General features: G+C 50.2%; 18 protein-coding genes and 1 pseudogene. 1 reads left to right on the top strand and 18 read right to left on the bottom strand.

All coding sequences use genetic code 11. The features are described from left to right. Window positions 1-90: 90 nt before the first annotated feature. The 3 genes from ACHZCX_RS02890 to ACHZCX_RS02880 form a co-directional block, all read right to left on the bottom strand. Entirely contained in the window at window positions 91-501 is a 411-nt protein-coding gene (locus tag ACHZCX_RS02890) for a BON domain-containing protein (RefSeq protein ID WP_319585734.1), read from the bottom strand. Between the two features lie 19 nt (window positions 502-520). Beyond that, entirely contained in the window at window positions 521-679 is a 159-nt protein-coding gene (locus ACHZCX_RS02885; protein ID WP_394708740.1) for a DUF3309 family protein, read from the bottom strand. 126 nt (window positions 680-805) lie between these two features. Continuing rightward, window positions 806-1,006, bottom strand: coding sequence for a CsbD family protein (locus ACHZCX_RS02880; protein WP_319585733.1), 201 nt, complete (start codon window positions 1,004-1,006; stop codon window positions 806-808). Between the two features lie 493 nt (window positions 1,007-1,499). On the opposite strand from ACHZCX_RS02880, the gene ACHZCX_RS02875 reads away from it, so the two are divergent. Next, window positions 1,500-3,344 (top strand): U32 family peptidase, encoded by a 1,845-nt coding sequence (locus ACHZCX_RS02875; RefSeq protein WP_319585732.1) that lies wholly within the window; start codon window positions 1,500-1,502, stop codon window positions 3,342-3,344. Window positions 3,345-3,361: 17 nt separating this feature from the next. Here ACHZCX_RS02875 and ACHZCX_RS02870 read toward each other — a convergent pair whose 3' ends face one another. The 15 genes and pseudogenes from ACHZCX_RS02870 to ACHZCX_RS02800 all read right to left on the bottom strand — a co-directional run bounded on the left by ACHZCX_RS02870 (window position 3,362) and on the right by ACHZCX_RS02800 (window position 16,119). After that, on the bottom strand, window positions 3,362-4,303 hold the full coding sequence (locus ACHZCX_RS02870; RefSeq protein ID WP_319585731.1) for a hypothetical protein: 942 nt from the start codon (window positions 4,301-4,303) through the stop codon (window positions 3,362-3,364). Beyond that, complete coding sequence (locus tag ACHZCX_RS02865) at window positions 4,300-5,232, bottom strand: hypothetical protein (protein WP_319585730.1); 933 nt, start codon at window positions 5,230-5,232, stop codon at window positions 4,300-4,302. The genes ACHZCX_RS02870 and ACHZCX_RS02865 overlap by 4 nt, the downstream gene beginning before the upstream one ends. Window positions 5,233-5,803: 571 nt before the next feature. Continuing rightward, window positions 5,804-6,004: a cold-shock protein gene (locus ACHZCX_RS02860; protein ID WP_306547593.1), complete on the bottom strand. Its 201-nt coding sequence runs from the start codon at window positions 6,002-6,004 to the stop codon at window positions 5,804-5,806. A 545-nt stretch (window positions 6,005-6,549) separates the two neighbouring features. Continuing rightward, complete coding sequence (locus ACHZCX_RS02855) at window positions 6,550-7,272, bottom strand: PEP-CTERM sorting domain-containing protein (RefSeq protein ID WP_319585729.1); 723 nt, start codon at window positions 7,270-7,272, stop codon at window positions 6,550-6,552. Between the two features lie 757 nt (window positions 7,273-8,029). After that, a complete protein-coding gene (locus ACHZCX_RS02850) occupies window positions 8,030-8,332 on the bottom strand; it encodes a ferritin family protein (RefSeq protein WP_319585728.1) in 303 nt (100 codons plus the stop codon). A 267-nt stretch (window positions 8,333-8,599) separates the two neighbouring features. Continuing rightward, the gene (locus ACHZCX_RS02845; protein ID WP_319585727.1) at window positions 8,600-9,358 is read right to left on the bottom strand and encodes a BON domain-containing protein; all 759 of its coding nucleotides are present in this window, start codon (window positions 9,356-9,358) and stop codon (window positions 8,600-8,602) included. Between the two features lie 90 nt (window positions 9,359-9,448). Next, window positions 9,449-9,628: a CsbD family protein gene (locus ACHZCX_RS02840; protein WP_319585726.1), complete on the bottom strand. Its 180-nt coding sequence runs from the start codon at window positions 9,626-9,628 to the stop codon at window positions 9,449-9,451. A gap of 80 nt (window positions 9,629-9,708) precedes the next feature. Further along, on the bottom strand, window positions 9,709-10,821 hold the full coding sequence (locus ACHZCX_RS02835; RefSeq protein ID WP_319585725.1) for a DUF1207 domain-containing protein: 1,113 nt from the start codon (window positions 10,819-10,821) through the stop codon (window positions 9,709-9,711). A gap of 123 nt (window positions 10,822-10,944) precedes the next feature. Beyond that, the gene (locus tag ACHZCX_RS02830; RefSeq protein WP_319585724.1) at window positions 10,945-11,283 is read right to left on the bottom strand and encodes a hypothetical protein; all 339 of its coding nucleotides are present in this window, start codon (window positions 11,281-11,283) and stop codon (window positions 10,945-10,947) included. Window positions 11,284-11,316: 33 nt separating this feature from the next. Beyond that, window positions 11,317-11,718, bottom strand: coding sequence for a YtxH domain-containing protein (locus tag ACHZCX_RS02825; RefSeq protein WP_319585723.1), 402 nt, complete (start codon window positions 11,716-11,718; stop codon window positions 11,317-11,319). 104 nt (window positions 11,719-11,822) lie between these two features. Next, a complete protein-coding gene (locus ACHZCX_RS02820; RefSeq protein WP_319585722.1) occupies window positions 11,823-11,972 on the bottom strand; it encodes a lmo0937 family membrane protein in 150 nt (49 codons plus the stop codon). An 81-nt stretch (window positions 11,973-12,053) separates the two neighbouring features. After that, the gene (locus tag ACHZCX_RS02815) at window positions 12,054-12,863 is read right to left on the bottom strand and encodes a BON domain-containing protein (RefSeq protein ID WP_319585721.1); all 810 of its coding nucleotides are present in this window, start codon (window positions 12,861-12,863) and stop codon (window positions 12,054-12,056) included. Window positions 12,864-12,985: 122 nt separating this feature from the next. After that, window positions 12,986-13,410, bottom strand: a pseudogene (locus tag ACHZCX_RS02810) (PRC-barrel domain-containing protein). 527 nt (window positions 13,411-13,937) lie between these two features. Further along, window positions 13,938-14,516, bottom strand: a complete 579-nt coding sequence (locus tag ACHZCX_RS02805; RefSeq protein ID WP_319585718.1) for a tetratricopeptide repeat protein — start codon at window positions 14,514-14,516, stop codon at window positions 13,938-13,940. Window positions 14,517-14,673: 157 nt separating this feature from the next. Beyond that, window positions 14,674-16,119: an ATP-binding protein gene (locus ACHZCX_RS02800; protein ID WP_319585717.1), complete on the bottom strand. Its 1,446-nt coding sequence runs from the start codon at window positions 16,117-16,119 to the stop codon at window positions 14,674-14,676. Window positions 16,120-16,511: the final 392 nt, after the last annotated feature.

Genomic DNA, 16,511 nt, shown 5'->3' with positions numbered 1-16,511 from the left:
ACTGTGCCAAGCGTTGCCTCCTTCGTCGAGAAGGAGGCAACGCCGGTATCAGCAGTCCTGCAAAGGTGTAGGCAATGAAGCCACAACCTCTTAGTTGGTACTCTTCACTACCAGGCTGTTTTCCGTTGCTTGCACACCCTTGATATTACGGGTAATTTCCAAGGCTCTGTCGATACTCTGATTAGTATCAACAACGCCGCTCAACCGCACGATACCTTTTGTGGTGGTCACCGTGATCTGAGAAACTTTCAGCAAAGGATCCTTCGCTATTTCAGCCTTCACCTTGGCTGTAAGAGCGGTATCATCCATATACTCTCCGGCTTGCTCAATTTTTTTTCCGGTTTTATCAGCTGCTTGATCAATCTTTTTCTCGCTTTGTTCGACCGCCTTATCAATCTTTTGCCCTGCCTTTTCAGCTGAGCCCTCTTGCTTGCACGCACTCAACCCAAGAACAGATGCCAGCAATACAACAACAAAGATACCTTTATACGAAACGTTCATTATTAATCTCCTTTGACAGTTAAATTTTTCCCAGTAAAACCAGGATTAATAAAATAATAAGTACAAATCCGACCGTGCCGCCCGGTGCATACCCCCAGGACCGGCTATGGGGCCAAGTTGGGAGTACTCCCACCAAGATAAGAACCAAGACTACGAGTGCTATTGTGCCAAGTGACATATTCAGCCTCCTGTTTTAAAATGGTTCAATTACAATTGTGCCCGTTATGAACCGGTGTTCGTTGGACCAGGTCATTTCACGTCACGTTGGTGTTCGTTCATTTTTTGAGGGCGATTGCATTGTCGATCACCCCTGTTTTTTCTCCCATTCCTTGACCTGCTTTTCCGCCTCTTCCTGCTCGATCCCGTATTTCTCCTGGATATGGCCAACGAGGATCTCTCGTTTCCCGTTGATTTGGTCCAGTTGATCATCGGTCAGGTCGCCCCATTTTTCCTTAACCGTCCCCTTGAATTGCTTCCAGTTTCCCTGCACCGTATTCCAGTTCATCGCTCGCTCCTTGTGGTGAATTTGATTGGTTATTGATTCCGTCACTCTGGGCTTGCGTCCAACCCATCTTTTCTTCAGTAGAACCTAGTGGTCCTGGTGGAGGTGCAACGTGCATTCCCTACACCTCTTTAACGCAAGTACAATGCCCGTAAGACAACGAGCCTTTCAAAATTATTTTTTATTGCTATTGTGGTGAGTTAAATGATACCTGATGCTGTACTGGCAGGCGATTGGGCGGAGAGTTTTCGTTGCGTGTATCACAAACGTAGCAATTTTTTCCACCTAACCGTTACACACAAGACCGGGGAGAGTGCTTAATGCATCGGCTTGCCTGATGGGGATGTCCTTATCACAAAGGAAAAAAGAATATTGTTCCGGATTCTCAAACAGCTATGGGCTGAATTTATGACTATACTGCTTAAATAAACGCTACCAGGCTTGGCCGGCAGAGTTCGGGCTGGGGTAGACAAGAATTTGGGTTTGAAGGATATCCATGATTGCACGAAAAATCGAACTGCTGGCTCCTGCCAAAAATTTGCTTTGCGGCATTGCTGCCATTAATCACGGTGCGGACGCCGTCTATATTGGCGGCCCTCTCTTTGGCGCACGCGCCGCTGCGTCCAACAATCTGGCCGATATAGAAAAACTGGTGACCTATGCCCATCAGTTTCGGGCGAAGGTCTATGTGGCACTCAATACGCTTTTAAATGATGATGAACTTGATCAAGCAGTGGAGCTAAGTCATCAATTATATGGACTTGGAGCGGATGCCCTTATTGTGCAGGATTTTGGTTTGTTGGCATCAGACCTCCCTCCTATTCCACTGCATAGTTCGACCCAGATGAACAACCGGACGGTAGAAAAAATCCAATTTTTAGAAAATGTGGGGTTTACCCAAATCGTTCTCGCCCGGGAGCTGAGTCTGGCCCAGATCCAAAAAATCCGTTCTGCAACCTCGGTGGCGCTGGAGTTTTTTGTCCATGGGGCCCTGTGTGTTTCTTATAGCGGCCAGTGTTATATCAGTGAAGTTATGGCCGGACGGAGTGCCAACAGGGGGGAGTGCGCCCAGTTTTGCCGTCATCAGTACACCCTGCAGGACAACACGGGGAGAGTTCTCGAAAAAGACCGCTATTTGCTCAGCCTGAAAGATCTGGATCTGTCGAGTCATCTTGAACCACTTATTGATGCGGGGATAAGTTCGTTAAAAATTGAAGGTCGTCTCAAAGATGAGCACTATGTAAAAAATGTGACCGCTGCTTACAGGCTTGCCCTTGATCGGATTATCGATTCGCGAGCGGATTTGGTGCGGGCGTCGTCGGGGCGGTGCCAATTTGGTTTTACCCCGGACCCTTCACGGTCCTTTAGTCGTGGAAAAACCGACTACTTTCTCAATAAACGAAGAAATGTGGTAGGAGAGATCCGCACCCCCAAATCGATAGGCAAGAAACTCGGCCGCGTCGCGGCAGTGGAGGCGAGGTGTTTTATTCTAGAGGGAGAGGATGCGGCCCACAATGGTGACGGCCTCTGCTTTTTTCATCCGAAAAACGGACTGATTGGCGTGCGAGTAAATCGTGTTGAAGGCCAAAAAATATACCCTAAAGATGGCACCGCGCAGTTGCTGTTGGCTGTAGGAACGGAAATATTTCGCAATGCCGACACCCACTTCTCGAAACTCCTTGGCCAAAGTGAGCTCTGCCGAAAAATCGTCGTTCACATGACATTACAGGAAACTGCCGATGGACTGTGGTTGAAAATCATCGATGAGGATGGCATCGTCTCGGAAACGACGATCATCGCCGCAAAAGAGAGGGCAGAAAGAGAGGGAACCCTGGAACCCGTGGCTAACAAACAACTAAGGAAAAGCGGCGGCACGGTCTTTTCAGTGGCTGATGTCTCTCTGACGCTCTCTCGTGAGCTGTTTTTCCCCGCCGCTGTCTTCAATGACCTGCGCCGAAAAGCCTTTGCCACCCATCTGGAGACAAGACTCACCTCGTGTACCCCTGAGTCGAAAGAGCGCATCCCCAATGCCTATCCTTGGCCGGTCCCAGAGGTGGGCTACCTAGACAACATCACCAATGCAAAAGCAGCCGAGTTTTACCGGCGGCACGGGGTCCAACACATCGACCCCACTCGACTTCGGGCAGCGGATGTCAAAGGCTGTGCATTGATGACCACCAAGTATTGCATCAAAGCGCAGTTAGGTATATGTCCCCAATCGAAAGGAAAAATTGAAACATTCGAGGAACCACTGACCCTTGCCGACAAGACAGGAAGTTATACTTTAGGTTTTGACTGTGACCAGTGTGAGATGACCGTCACTAAAAAAGGAACGCTGTGAAAAGATGGTTCCTCACTTCACGGTGACGGCGATCCCGCCGGGGTGGCGGGCGCACTGCTTGGAGACAGGTTGTAATAATAGTCATACCGGCTCAAAATTTGGTTAGTGAAACTCCACGCCTCACTGTAGGACAGACCGCTATTGTCGGGGATGACGATTCTGACATAGAGGTCGTTGCCAAACTGGGTTTTCAGTGCTCCCAGTTCGTTTTCCAACGACGCTCGATCGAGATTGCGGTAACTGCCCTCCCCCGCCTTGCGCAAACTGCAACCGGTCTTTTGGTAGAGGACCTCGACCACCTGTTTATTGCTGGCAGAACGGGCAGGTTTGAGCAGCTTCTGATATTTCTTGTCGAGCTCGCTGAACTCACCTTGCAGGCTTAAAAGTTTGATATCACTTTCATTGTATTTGGTACGCAGACTGCTCAGCTCCGTTTCCATACGGGTAGTGTTATCGCGAGCCGTAGCCAGTTCGGTTTGGGTCCGTTCCTTTTCAGTCACCAGCCCGGTAAGCTTGCCTTGCAGTTCGCCGACGATTTTGTTGCGATTGACGAGAGTATCGGCCTGTTCTTTGTTCAGTGCTTGCAGGCGGGTAAGTTCTGCTTTTTGGTTGTTGCTGAGATTGCGGGCCCCCTCGGCTTCTGCCCGACTGCGCAGCAGCTCCAGATCCAGGGACGAGGAACGTTGCTGGTAATAGGCCAGCTGCTCCTCAAGACTGGCGTTGGCTTTCAGGCTCGACTGCGCCAGATTGAGAGCCAGCTTGGCTTCCTCCTGCGCCTCTTCCTTTGCCTGGACGTTGTTTTTCAGATCGTCCAGCAGATTGCGGTTGTTCAAAGCCATGATGAGGATGACCAGCAGGAAAATTTTGAGGATGACCATCATGACGTTGCTAAACGACGACCAAAAACTTTCCTCCAGATCTTCTTGCCCACCGCTCAGATTCGGGAAACCGCTGTTCATGCCCTTGGGGCCTCCTTCTCCAGGCGAAAACCTTCACGTACCGAGTCGTGAATATCGAGGATAGTGTTCCCACTCTGGGCTATCACCGCTTGTAAGTCATTCACCGCCAGTTGCAGGTGATCACCCACATGCAGGAAACGATCCTGGACCTGGGTGATGCCTTCCGCTGCCTTGAGTAAACTAGCGGTGAGCAGGGCCACATCACCGAGAAGGTTGTGCTCCGTATACTTGAAACGCGGCAGGATGTAGAGGGAGGTCACATCCTCGATGTTAGCCAGTAATTGGGTGCGGGCATCTTGTAATCGGAGATAGAAATACGCGAAAAACACATAGCAGACAATCGCGGTGACCGTTGTGCTCAGCGAGTTGGACATGCCGCCGATGATGTCCCACATATTTTTCATGTTATCCGGGGAGTTCATCAGCCCCGCTGCACCCATCAGGGCCACCGCCAGGGAAATGACCGTTCCCAGGACACCCGACAAGATCAGAATGCTGTTGACGAAGCGCACCAGGGTGAACTGTGCCTGCTGACCGGCGACCAGGGTTGCAGCCAAAGCCCCCTGGTTGACCGGCGCCAGCTGATTGGCAATGGTCTGCACGGCGCGGTATCGCCTCACCACCAATGCGGAATCCGGTAAGGTATTGGCTGGGTTGGAGACGTTCTCCCCTGCCCGCTTGACAAATCGCTGCAGCACATCCTGCTCGCGGCTATAGGCGAGGAAGATAAAAATCATACGCACCAGTCCGAGCAGGAAGATCAGCAAGATCGCTCCGTTCAGCGCCAGCCCCAGCTGCCCGGCCTGGGTCGTCTGGAAAAACGCCGTCACTTGGTCTCTGTAGAAGAAGACCAACCCTATTAACAGGGAAAACACTGCCAGTATTTGGAGTAAGGTCAGGGAATACCGCGTTCTATTGAGTTTCAGCATCTGTTTCTTCGTCCTTAATTGTCAGTCGTCTCTTGAATCGCCAGCACGGTGGGTGTTCCGCTCTGCTTTTTTACCATACCCTGCCCAACGGCTCGGAATGATTTCTTTGGCGGAGCACAACAGCGAGGCCATTATTCGTTACCTTATTTTTAAGTTCCGGGTCAAGTCTGCTTTTCAGGATGGATTGTAGAGTGGGAAGAAAGGGCATGGATCTGTCGGGCAGAGTTGTGTAGAGCGCTTTGAGGTAGATTTGCCACAGAATGGGGCCGAGTCGCGCAGCAGAGCTAGTTGCGAGGAATAGGTCTGTTTAAGGGAAGATACCGTTTGCCCAGAAATATTTTGGGGCTGTCGGACAGTTTCAAGGCTTGCCGATGAAGTACTTCGGTGTCAAATCCAGAGAGTGCGCCGTGGCTATTTCCCATCGACCTGTTTGGCGAAGAGTACGGAAAACTGTTTTAGGGGGGTACTTGGACTGGGAAAAAACAGTCTTATACAGATGGGGGCAAAATTTATAATATAAAAAAAACCCGCCTGAAGCGGGTTTTTTTCTATATCACGAAAGACTCAAATGTCAGCACTTAACAACATTTGTTGCTGACGGGCCTTTGGCACCATCTTCCACGTTAAACTTTACGCGATCTCCTTCCTGAAGAGACTTGAACCCCTCGGCTTGGATAGCAGAGTGATGCACAAACACATCCTTGCCGCCTTCCTGCTCGATGAAGCCAAAACCCTTAGAATCATTAAACCATTTTACAGTTCCTTCAGCCATTGCAACTACTCCTTTTTTCGTTGTGTGATCGTGTCACACAGTTAATTTGATGGCCCCACCTCGGGGTCATCGGTAATACACTGAATCATCAAAAAAGATCATTCAGTACTCTGTATTTGTTTCAATCGTCATTTCAGACTTGCCTCGTCTGAAAAATCGAACACCTGATATGCTCGATTGGGGCATCACTCATTAAGAGTTCCTTAAACACTATAAACTAAGTCTAATAGCATAAATTTGCAGTTTCGTCTGATTTATTTTTATCAAGCCGCTTATTTTCGTCCATATTCTCATTCCTAAAAATCGTAACAAAATGAAGTGAGAGGTGAATACAATCTCTTTAGCCAATATGGATACATAAACAACAGGAGAAACCGATTATTTTCTATCCCTCCTGTTGGGTGTCATACCTCGAAACAAACGTGTTGTAAATCACTGAAATTATTTTTTTTACTTACCAGGCTTGGCTGACGAATGTGCCAACAAATCGTCAACATGTACTTTACGAGTAACCCTTGCAGCGAACTATATGGAACGCTAACGAACTATTTGCGAAATTTTCGACCAACACCAGCAAGACTCACTAAGCCGGCACCTAACAGGAGCATCGTTCCCGGTTCAGGAACCGGGGCAGTCTGAGCCGGTATCGATTCAGGTAAGCCCCCCCTCCAGTCAGATGGGTCGCCATCAACATTGGAAAAGAGAGGGAAGTGCGGTGAGTCGACTGGCAAGATACCATGACCGCGCCCTTCACCGAAGGCTGGTGAATTCATCTTCAGTCTCGCTGGCATCACGGCAATCTGGGTATTTGTCCGCTCTACTTCTCTTTCCGGGGCATTCTTGAGCTGGCCACGGTTTCCCTTGCCGTTGTATCCGTTGTTGCCATTTCGGACGCCAGGTTTCTGTGACAGTGTAACATCGTGAGCGGATGAAGACAGAGCTAAGTCGCCGCCCTGCTTCACAAGACCGAAACCTGTCGAAATCACTTGTACAGAATCATTAGTAGAGCCAGAAAAAATGGTATTTATCCAGTTATTGGTCCCTGAATCCCACATCCTGTTCCCGACAGTGTGTGCTTGTGCTTTGAAAACACCGTTGACTGTAACAACGCCCCAGACTTCCTCTATGTCCAGACCCTTTGAGTAGCCAGGCATGTCAAAATACAGTGGGTCCTGGAAGCCAGCAATCATATCAACCTGCTTTGCAGACGCCTGTCCCGCGAGCAGCAGGCAGCCAACACTAACCAACCCAATTACCTTCTTTTTCATAATTTCCTCCGTTTTTTCTCCTGGTCCTTTTTTAGTTTTTCGAAATTAGGAAGATCATGATATTTGTTTTTACCTCCCCATCGAAAAACGCATGTAACATTCTCTACTGGACACGATTATCCGGCAAGAGATTGCTCAAACAGTGACTGAGCGCATTGGAACAATGACTCTTTTACGTTCTGGCACCATGCGGATGAAGGGTGTCACTCAAGAAGCTGCCTCGATAGGTATGAACTTTTGCTGAGGTCGACGAAACAATCGGTGGCACATTCCAGAGTACGGGCACGAATCGATACATCATCGAGGTAACTTTCCCTGAAAAGACCAACAGGCGCGTGTCTTTGTCCGACGCGTTTGAGTTCCCTACTCAGAATGGAATTGCTCATTCGGGATCTTCGTTACGAGAGCCCATGGGGTAGCTGTCGAAAACACCGGCGGCGCCCATCAGGCCAAGTCATGAGTGTGCGCCTTACTTTCTTTTGAAACGTTCATGAAGATCTATACTGGTAAACGCATTGTCCCAATGTACTTTCTCTAAAGCAAGACCTGGGCCTAACGGACTAATACACTCATGAAGATACTTTTATCTTGTTATTATAGATGAGTAGTGCATAGCGAACACCATATGCGGTTCTTTCTGAACGAGAGAAAAGCGTTACATGCAACACAACAGTTCCTTCATATTTCTGTCACAGGTTACACATGCATTTCAGGTCGTGATTACAAGAAATGACGAAAAATCGAGGAAAAAGGATTTTTACTTCATTTTTTTAATGGTTTCCTTGACCTCTTTCGCTCCCCTTGCATACAGTTTCTCTTCATCAGGAGACAATTCCCGGAGGAGACGAAGAAACTCTCCGACGTGAACGAGTTCTTCGTCGGCGATATCCTTCAGGACCGCGATGGCGAGTTTATTGTCTGTTGACTCAGCCAGTTGCATATACAACTGGGTCGCTTCATACTCCACAGCAATCATGAACCGGATTGCTCGGATCAGTTCCTCATTTGTGAGTTTTTTGTTGCTTGCTAATCCTGAAAAGGGTGAACTGAATTCTGGCATATTACTTCTCCTTCTTTCGAGTTTATTTCTCTGATGACACTGTGATTGGACAATGCTGCCCGAAGCACGGCACCGTTGACACTTCATCCCTCAGGGCAATGATATAAGCTCGGAGGAGGGCCGCAGGTAACATGAGCACGACCATATTCGATCAACCAGGTTTCTAGGAAGGAGACACATTATGGATACAGCAAGTGCATTCTTCAGACTCGTTGTACCGATTGATATCGGGGCAACGAGCTAGCCGTTTTATTGTTCCCGCTTAAACTATTCGATGGTCATCTTGTTATTGACGCTTTTTACCCCGTGCACATCTTTGACGAATTTGGAGACCTGCTCCTTAATGAGTGCGGTGCCGGCTTTGCCTTTCACGGTGACGACTCCGCGCTTGGTCGTGATCGAGGTTTTGAGGCCACTGGTGGAACGATGGAGCAACAACGCCATGTTGACCTGGGCGGTGATTGAAGCATCATCAATAGGTTCGACTGCTTTTTTGGGAGTTTTTTCATCGGCCAGGGATACCGTCATTTCATTTCTTACATCTTTCACCTCATCAACATCCCGAGCGTATTCGGCCGCCAATTCTTTTTGTGCCAGGCTGGCTGCATTGCCTCGGAGGGTGACGACGCCATCTTTAACATCAATCTCGGTCTTTACGGCGTTGACACTCCGATGGAACAGGAGGATGAACTTCACCTTTTCCTTGATCCAGGCATCCGAGTTTGCTGAAGGAGGAGCGCCTTTGATTTCCAGCCTGTTATCCACGCTTTTAACGCCGGATAAACCTGCAACGGTTTTCTCGGCCAATGATTTATAGGATTCCTCGGAAACCAGCCCGGTCAACGTGACGTCACCGCCCTTGGCTTGAATTTTAATGTCATCGTCTTTGAGAAATGTTTTAAAAATATAGGATTTTTTGGCTGACGATTCGATGCGGTCATCCGTCTTTGAGGCATGGACGGGCGCACAAGTCAAGAGCAGGGCGAAGGCAGCCGCAGCAAAGGCTGCATAACCAAATGATCTCATGTATATTCTCCTTTATAGTGTTGCATATTGAATGCCCTGCATCACGAGCAGTGAACCAAAGACAATTCGACGAATGCCTAGGCAATCCTTTTATTTTCCTAAGACCTTCTTCACTTCGCCGATTTTTTCCTGTACTTTGCCGGCAGTTTTTTCCGCTTTGCCTTCAATTTCAAGTTTAGGTTTGTCGCTGATTTTCCCGGCAAACTCCTTGACCTTCCCTTTTATTTGGTGGAACGCGCCTTCCGCCTTGTCTTGAGTACTTGATTTCATGCTACCCTCCTGTTCCAAATATTGATTTGGTTTGCATTATGGCGACCCGAATTTGGCAGGCATTTCCGCCTGTGACGGTATCAATCATAGAAAAAATGAAATCCGAGCCCGATATACTCCACGTTGTCGCGGGCATAGAACTGGCCGTTGGGTGAACTGCCGTCATAGTATTCGAGCAGGATTTGTAACTTGCGGCTGATAAAATCCGGATTTTCAAGTTGAAATCCGGCACGCACGGACACATTGGCATCCCAATCGTTTTCTTCGTGGCTCTGCAGATCAACTGCCGCGACCGGCCTGAGCGCACCGCCCCACCAGGCCTCAGGACTCTTGAACTCCAAACCCGCCTGTGCTATTCCCGGCGCGAGATCTTCAGGGTCACGATCAAACAGATAGCCGCCGCCGCCGTAGATACGAAAGCCCAAGGGAAGATTATAGGAAAGGAGCAGATCCACCCCTTCGTAGCTCAGATTGATTCGTTCTCCCGATTGCCCGCTCAACAGGTATTCGTCCCCAAGATGGGAACTTTGGTGAAAGATCCGGGACATTGCGGAAAAATTGTCTTTTTTGAACGAGAGCGGCACGGCCACAAAATAATCGGCATTGACCAGGTCATGGGAATCTGCATTCATATCAAAGATGGAGAACACGCCGGCCTGGAGGCCGACCTCCATTTGACTGGTCCATGGCCCCGCAAAGCGATAAAAACTGAAGGTCTCGCCGAAGGTTGCCGATCCTACTCCGTCTAGCTGGTCATTTTGCATATATTGCTGATAGGAGGCGGAAAAATGCGGCCAGCGAGGATCGGCAATCAGCGATTTGAAGAGTAAATCACGGGGCAGGAAGACGTTGACTTCAGGGGTGATCGCCGTTTTTCCACCCGTGGGAACGATCTCGCCTTTCTCACCAACCACCACTTGACGGACGCCATCGATAGCAGCGAGCGAGGTTTTCATGCGGTCACGCACAACATCCGATGCCTCCAGGCCGCTGATATACACAACTCCGGACTGGACATTGAGCGTTTTGGCGGTGATCTGGAAATCCCGCTGGAGAATCGCCGTGGCATACCCCCGGATGAATTCGTCGCTTGCTGAAGTTGCCGCCGCGACAGCTGGGAAAAAGAAGGCGAAAAAGAGCAGGCCCCAATACAGTGGCCTACCCTTTAATTGAGACTGCGGAGACTTTTTCATTTTCATTCCTTGGTCTGTGTTGCACTGCCGTCGCAGTGAGTACGAAGCAGCTCTTTGTTTCCGGTCTCCACGGAGACCGAAGCACAAGTGCGTGCTCTCCATGTTGCAACGTGAAGGGCCGTTCTACTTCCTGGAACCTGCAAAAACGCTGACCAGCGCCTTGGCTGCTTCGCCGACGACCATGGCGTACGCAGCTATTTGGTCGGCGGTGCCGATGGCCCTGCTCGCCTCGCCAAGGCCTGCACGCAATTCACTGGTGAGGGCAACCACATTTTCCGAGGCCAGGGCGATATTGGGAATTGCCAGGTTGAGCGCTTCCTTATTTTCTTTCAGCAGCGCCCCGATATCTTTGACCGCTGTATTGACGTTTCTCAGGGTGACAATGGCATAACCGCCCACTGCCACCAGCATCAGAAAAAGAATGAGCAGTCCCAGTTGACTGAATGTGATATATCCTTCCATGATGGTCTTCCTTCCAGTGAAATGGGTTCTTCCTTAGCTGTTGCCTTTTTCGCTTGCGCTGGAGGATTCGTTGAACGATTCTTTAGCCGCATCAACGCCCTTCTCGGCCGCGGTCCGCAGGCGAGAACTCTTTTCCTCTACTGAATCCACTAACCGGTGTCCGGTAGTGGAAACATTATCTTTCACTTTCCCCCAAGTCTGGCAACTGACCCGGCTTAAATCCTCACGTGTTTCCTTTCCGGCCTTGGGCGCAAAAAGGAGACCTGCAACTGCCCCAACCGTGCCGCCAATGGCTACGCCGAGCGCCAGCATTCCGGCATTCTTCCGGCGCAGCGTTTGTTCACGGTTAATTCTTGTCCCCGCTATCCGGTCAGCAATTTCTTTTAGAATCACGGCCGATCCTCCCACTTTGATAAGATTGTTGAGTAAAGTCATACTGCCTCCTGTAAAAGAGAACTGACGTTTTTGCCCATCAAGTGCTGGGGCACAACGCCTATTCTCGGGTGTGTTTTCATGCTGTTCTATGCTCCAACTCTCTGCTACACTCCTCTGCGGCCTTGCAGGAAATTGACCACCACCACAATCAGGGCAATGACCAGGAGGATATGAATCATCCCTCCCATGGTGTAGCTGCTCACCAGCCCCAGCGCCCACAGAATTAATAGAACCACCGCTATTGTCCATAACATGTTTCCTCCTTCCCGATTGAACGGGCCGCCCGTTGCCGGCCGGTGCGCTCTCGCATCCGGCCGGCAACCAGGCTTTCGGTATTACTTGGTTGCAGGATCTTTCTTTTCGATGATCATGTTGTTGACCACGCTCTTAACCCCATGGACGTCTTTAACGAATTTGGTGGCCAAATCCATCTCGGCGGCGTTTTTAGCGGTGCCGGTTAATTTGACCATGCCATCGACTGTCTCCACCCTGGTGTTGAGGGCGCTGGTCGACCGATGATATAGCAAAGTCGCCTTGACTAAGGCGGTGATGGATGCATCATCAATTGATGTGCCGACGTCTTCGACCTTTTCAGTCACGGTTTTTCCCGCATTGGCCACGACCATTTCATTTTTCACGTCTTTGACACCATCAACATCCTTGATGTATTCCGTGGTCAAATCGATCTGGGCCTTGCTCGCAGCGTCCCCGCGGACAGTGACGACACCGTCTTTCACCTGAAATTCGGATTTGGTGGCACTGAGGTTGCGATGGTACAGCATCTCAAGTTTCACCCGTTCTTTGACCAAGGCGTCCATGTTGCCTGCGGTTTTTTCATCTTTGAGCACCAGCTGATTGTCGACACTCTTCACGCCGGGCAAACTCTCCACAGTCTCCGCTGCCAATTTTTTGTGGGGCTCTTCGGTGACGTTCCCGGTCAAGGTAACGACGCCCTCCTTGGAGGTGATCTTAATGGCATCATTATTGAGGTAATTCTTAAAGATGTAGGAATCCCTGGCTGACGACTCGATGCGGTCATCTGTTGTCGATGCATACACCGGCGCACTGAACAGCAGCAGAGCGGAGGCAGTTGCGATCAGAACGGTGGAATACACTGCTTTTATTTGAAATTTCTCTTTGTTCATTGATACTTCTCCTTTTGGACCTTTGTTGATCGTGCGATTTCAAGAGCGCCGTTGTGACGCGCAGCCGCGCAACCGTGAGTTTGAAAGCGTTGGAGCCGACGGGCACCAACGTGAGTAATGGGTTAGATGGGGGTGGCGTCCGGATTCGGTTCAACCCCATAATAGGAATGGATTTCCTTGGACCAGGCTCGATCCGCCATGTCTGGCCATTTGTTTTTGTCGAATCCCGGTGCCTTGGTCAATCGCTCCTTCTCCACATTGAGAACGAAGCGTTTGTTGGCTGTATCAAGGGTCAGCGCAACCCACGGCACCGCGAAAAGTTTTTCGCCCATGCCGAGGAAGCCGCCGAAGGACAGCACCGCATAGCGCACTTCGCCGGTTCGCACGTCCAGCATTATTTCCTTGATGTCGCCGATATCTTCGCCTTTATGGTTGGCAACATCGTTGCCGATAAGGGTATTGGCTCCCATCAGGTCAGGTCAGGTCCAGGTCCACCCTCGGTGGAGCGGTGGTAAATGCCATAGGCATCGCGTTCTTCGTAGTTCATCTTCATCTCCTGTTGAATGGGGGCGAGGTAATCGTTTGTAAACATTTTTGTTGCTCCCATTACCTCGCTAGAGGTGGCGCCTCTGGATGTCTCTTGGATGCATGGCTGGTTATGCGGATTTGCCAGACAGCTCCCTTTGCCTCTCTTAACGCAAGTTCAATGCCTAAAAGGACAAATGGCTTTTTTGTTCAATGAAACAATGGAACACTAGAGAGTTATCCTGTTTTCCATCTCCCGCTTGAGCAGGACCGGGCCCGGGGAAATCGTTGCGTGTCTCGCAAGTGTTGCGGTATTTTTCGTTACAAAGGGGGCTTGACGCACTTCTGGGCAAGGGTATGAGCACGGTGGCTAAAGACTGCAACCAGGCGTCGTGTAGGGGGGCAATTATGATTGTCCTTGTTCCGTCTTGTCCTTGCGACCGCACCGGAGAACTCCCGAATGCCTCACCTGCGTTCGGAAGGGCACAGCCAGGGATTGGACCGCGTGAACGCTCAGTACCGGCAAGGATGCTTGCATGCAACGGCGAATTACAACTTGTATTCAGCTGCTTTTTTTCTGGCCTCTTCACTTCCTTGAGCAGCCGCCTTGGAGATCAACTCACTTGCTTTTTGGGTATCCTGCGGAACATCTTCTCCGGTCTGATACATCATCCCCAGGGCAAATTGCGCTTCGGCCAAGCCTTGGCCCGCCGCCCTGGTAATCCAACCCACAGCCTTTTTCTTATCTTGATGCACGCCATCTCCCGTGCTGTACAACAGACCGAGAACATATTGCGCCGTTGCGTGGCCCTGATCGGCCGCTTTTGTATGCCACTGGGCTGCTTTCTCCCTGTCCTGGGTCACGCCTTCGCCAAAATAATATCTTCGCCCAAGCAGATACTCAGCTTGCGCGTTACCTTGTTCCGCTTTTTCAAGAACTTCATAAAAAGAAAGTGGCTGGGTAACAGGATGCGAGGCATTGGAAGTATCTTGTTGGAGCTGTATCTTTTCCGCGCTCTTCTGGTTGAGAATATTTTGATCAATCTCTGTGTCTGCAAAAAGGCATGCCGCAGAGTGCACCCCCAGGCAGATGAGAGCGATCAAGAGCACGCCGGTTTTATTGTTCACGTTTGGAATCTCCATGGTGTTCATCGTCGAAAGAACAGAGCGGATTCCCCATCACCTTTCTGCCGAGCCTGATCAGGAACCCGATCTCATCAAGAGAGCGTCCCCGTTGTTTTACCGCAACCAATTGCGATGAAACGTCTTCTAACTGAAGATTTGTTCACGAAACAGCATCACTCTTCTCTAATTTTTTTCTCGCATGCACCGGCTTGATGGATGTACCGATGGCCTTCTCTTTCCGGCCGGCAAGCTCTTTCTGCTCGCCCTGCCGCAGTGGCATGACACTGGCCCCATGATGGGGCAGATAGATCTTGAAAACCGTGCCAAGGGCCGGCTCACTGTACACATTGATGAACCCGTTGTTCTGTTTGACGATGCCGTAGACAATGGCCAACCCCAGGCCTGCGCTCTGGCCCACTTTTTTGGTGGTAAAAAACGGTTCAAACAGCTTGTCCACACTCTCCCCTACTATGCCGCAGCCGTTGTCGCTGACCACGATCGCCACATATTCGCCGGGAGGAAAACCCACTTGATTGACATTATCTTCAGCTTTCCAGAGTGCGTTTTTCACTTCGACCGTTATCTGTCCCTTGCCCGTGATCGCATCCCGGGAATTGACGCAGAGATTGACCAGAATTTGTTCAATCTGGGAGACATCCATCGTCACCGGCCACAATCCTGCCTCAGGTATCCAGACCAGATCAATGTCGTTGCCGACGAGGCGCCGCAGCATCGTGAGCATTTTTTCCACGGTCTCGTTGAGATCGAGCCCCTCGGTGGCAACCGTCTGCATGCGGGCAAAAGAAAGCAGTTGCCAGGTAAGGTTAGCCGAGCGATCGACCGCTTTGCCGATTTCCTGCAGATTGGTAAAAAACGGCTGATCCGGGTCCGCATGGTCCAGGGCCATTTCGGCATGCCCAAGGATAATGCCCAGCATGTTGTTAAAATCGTTAGCCACGCCGCCAGCCAGCCGTTCCATCGATTCCATCTGTTGGATGTGCGCCAGTTGCTCTTTGAGTTTTTGTCGCCCTTCCTCCGCCCGTTTAGATGCGGTGACGTCGCTGAGAATGACCCGGTACAGGGGCTCGCCCTTTTGATCATGGGCAGCAATTGCTTCTAGTCGTGCCCAAAACGGCGGGCGGGCGGGCCGCAGCATTCGCAGTTCACATATCTGCGGTCCTCCCGTCTCAAGGAGTTGTTGCCGATGGTGGTAATAGATGTCCTTATCTTCAGGTAGAATATAGTGACTCAACGCGAGCCGTAACAACGAGCCCCGGTTCACCCCTAACAGGCTGGCGGCGGTGAGGTTCGCTTCCACGACCATTCCTGTTTCGCTCTCAGTCAGATAGCCTACCGGTGCAAAATCGTAGAGATCAGCGAGGCGGGCCTGCGAAGCTTCCAGTTCTGCTTGGATCCGGCGCAGTTCTTCGTTTTGCATCTCCAGCTCGATTTGATGCACCCGCAATTCATGGAGGATAGCCCCTCTTTCTTCGGGTGACTGAGCCGCGAGGTCTTCGGTTGAAGTGGCCACCTTTTCACTGGCTTTTTCTTCGGCCCGTTTGCGCAGGTTGGAGGTGTTGGTCAGTCGGTGTTTGGTATTGCTCATGGCGTCCTTTTTCCTGGTTGAGCGGCTTGCCGCCGCGCTTGCGCCTGTCTTATCGGACAAGCGGATACTTCTTTTATTTGAGCCTGTTGCATAATGAGAAGATTATTTGTTTCGATCCGATTGTCTGAAAAAGATCGAAAAGCCTTGTCATTCCGAGCGTTAGCGAGAAATCTCGACCTTTGAGACACGAGAATTATCCCGTAGGTTGACATAGCATGCGATCACTCACCTTCTTTCACCACGCAAATTCAATGCCCAAAAAAACAGGGCCGCTGTCTGGTTGATTTATTGATAGCATTAGGAGGAGTTAACAGGGGGATAGCAAACCTTTTACGGCAAGAGAACAAGAAATAATCGTTGCGTGTAACAGAAATGTTTCGCTATTTCTCTGT

Origin of the sequence: uncultured Desulfobulbus sp. (assembly GCF_963662935.2) — a bacterium.
GTDB lineage: Bacteria > Desulfobacterota > Desulfobulbia > Desulfobulbales > Desulfobulbaceae > Desulfobulbus.
Note: the sequence above shows the minus strand (reverse complement) of the source record. Positions and strands in the feature narration are given on the sequence as shown.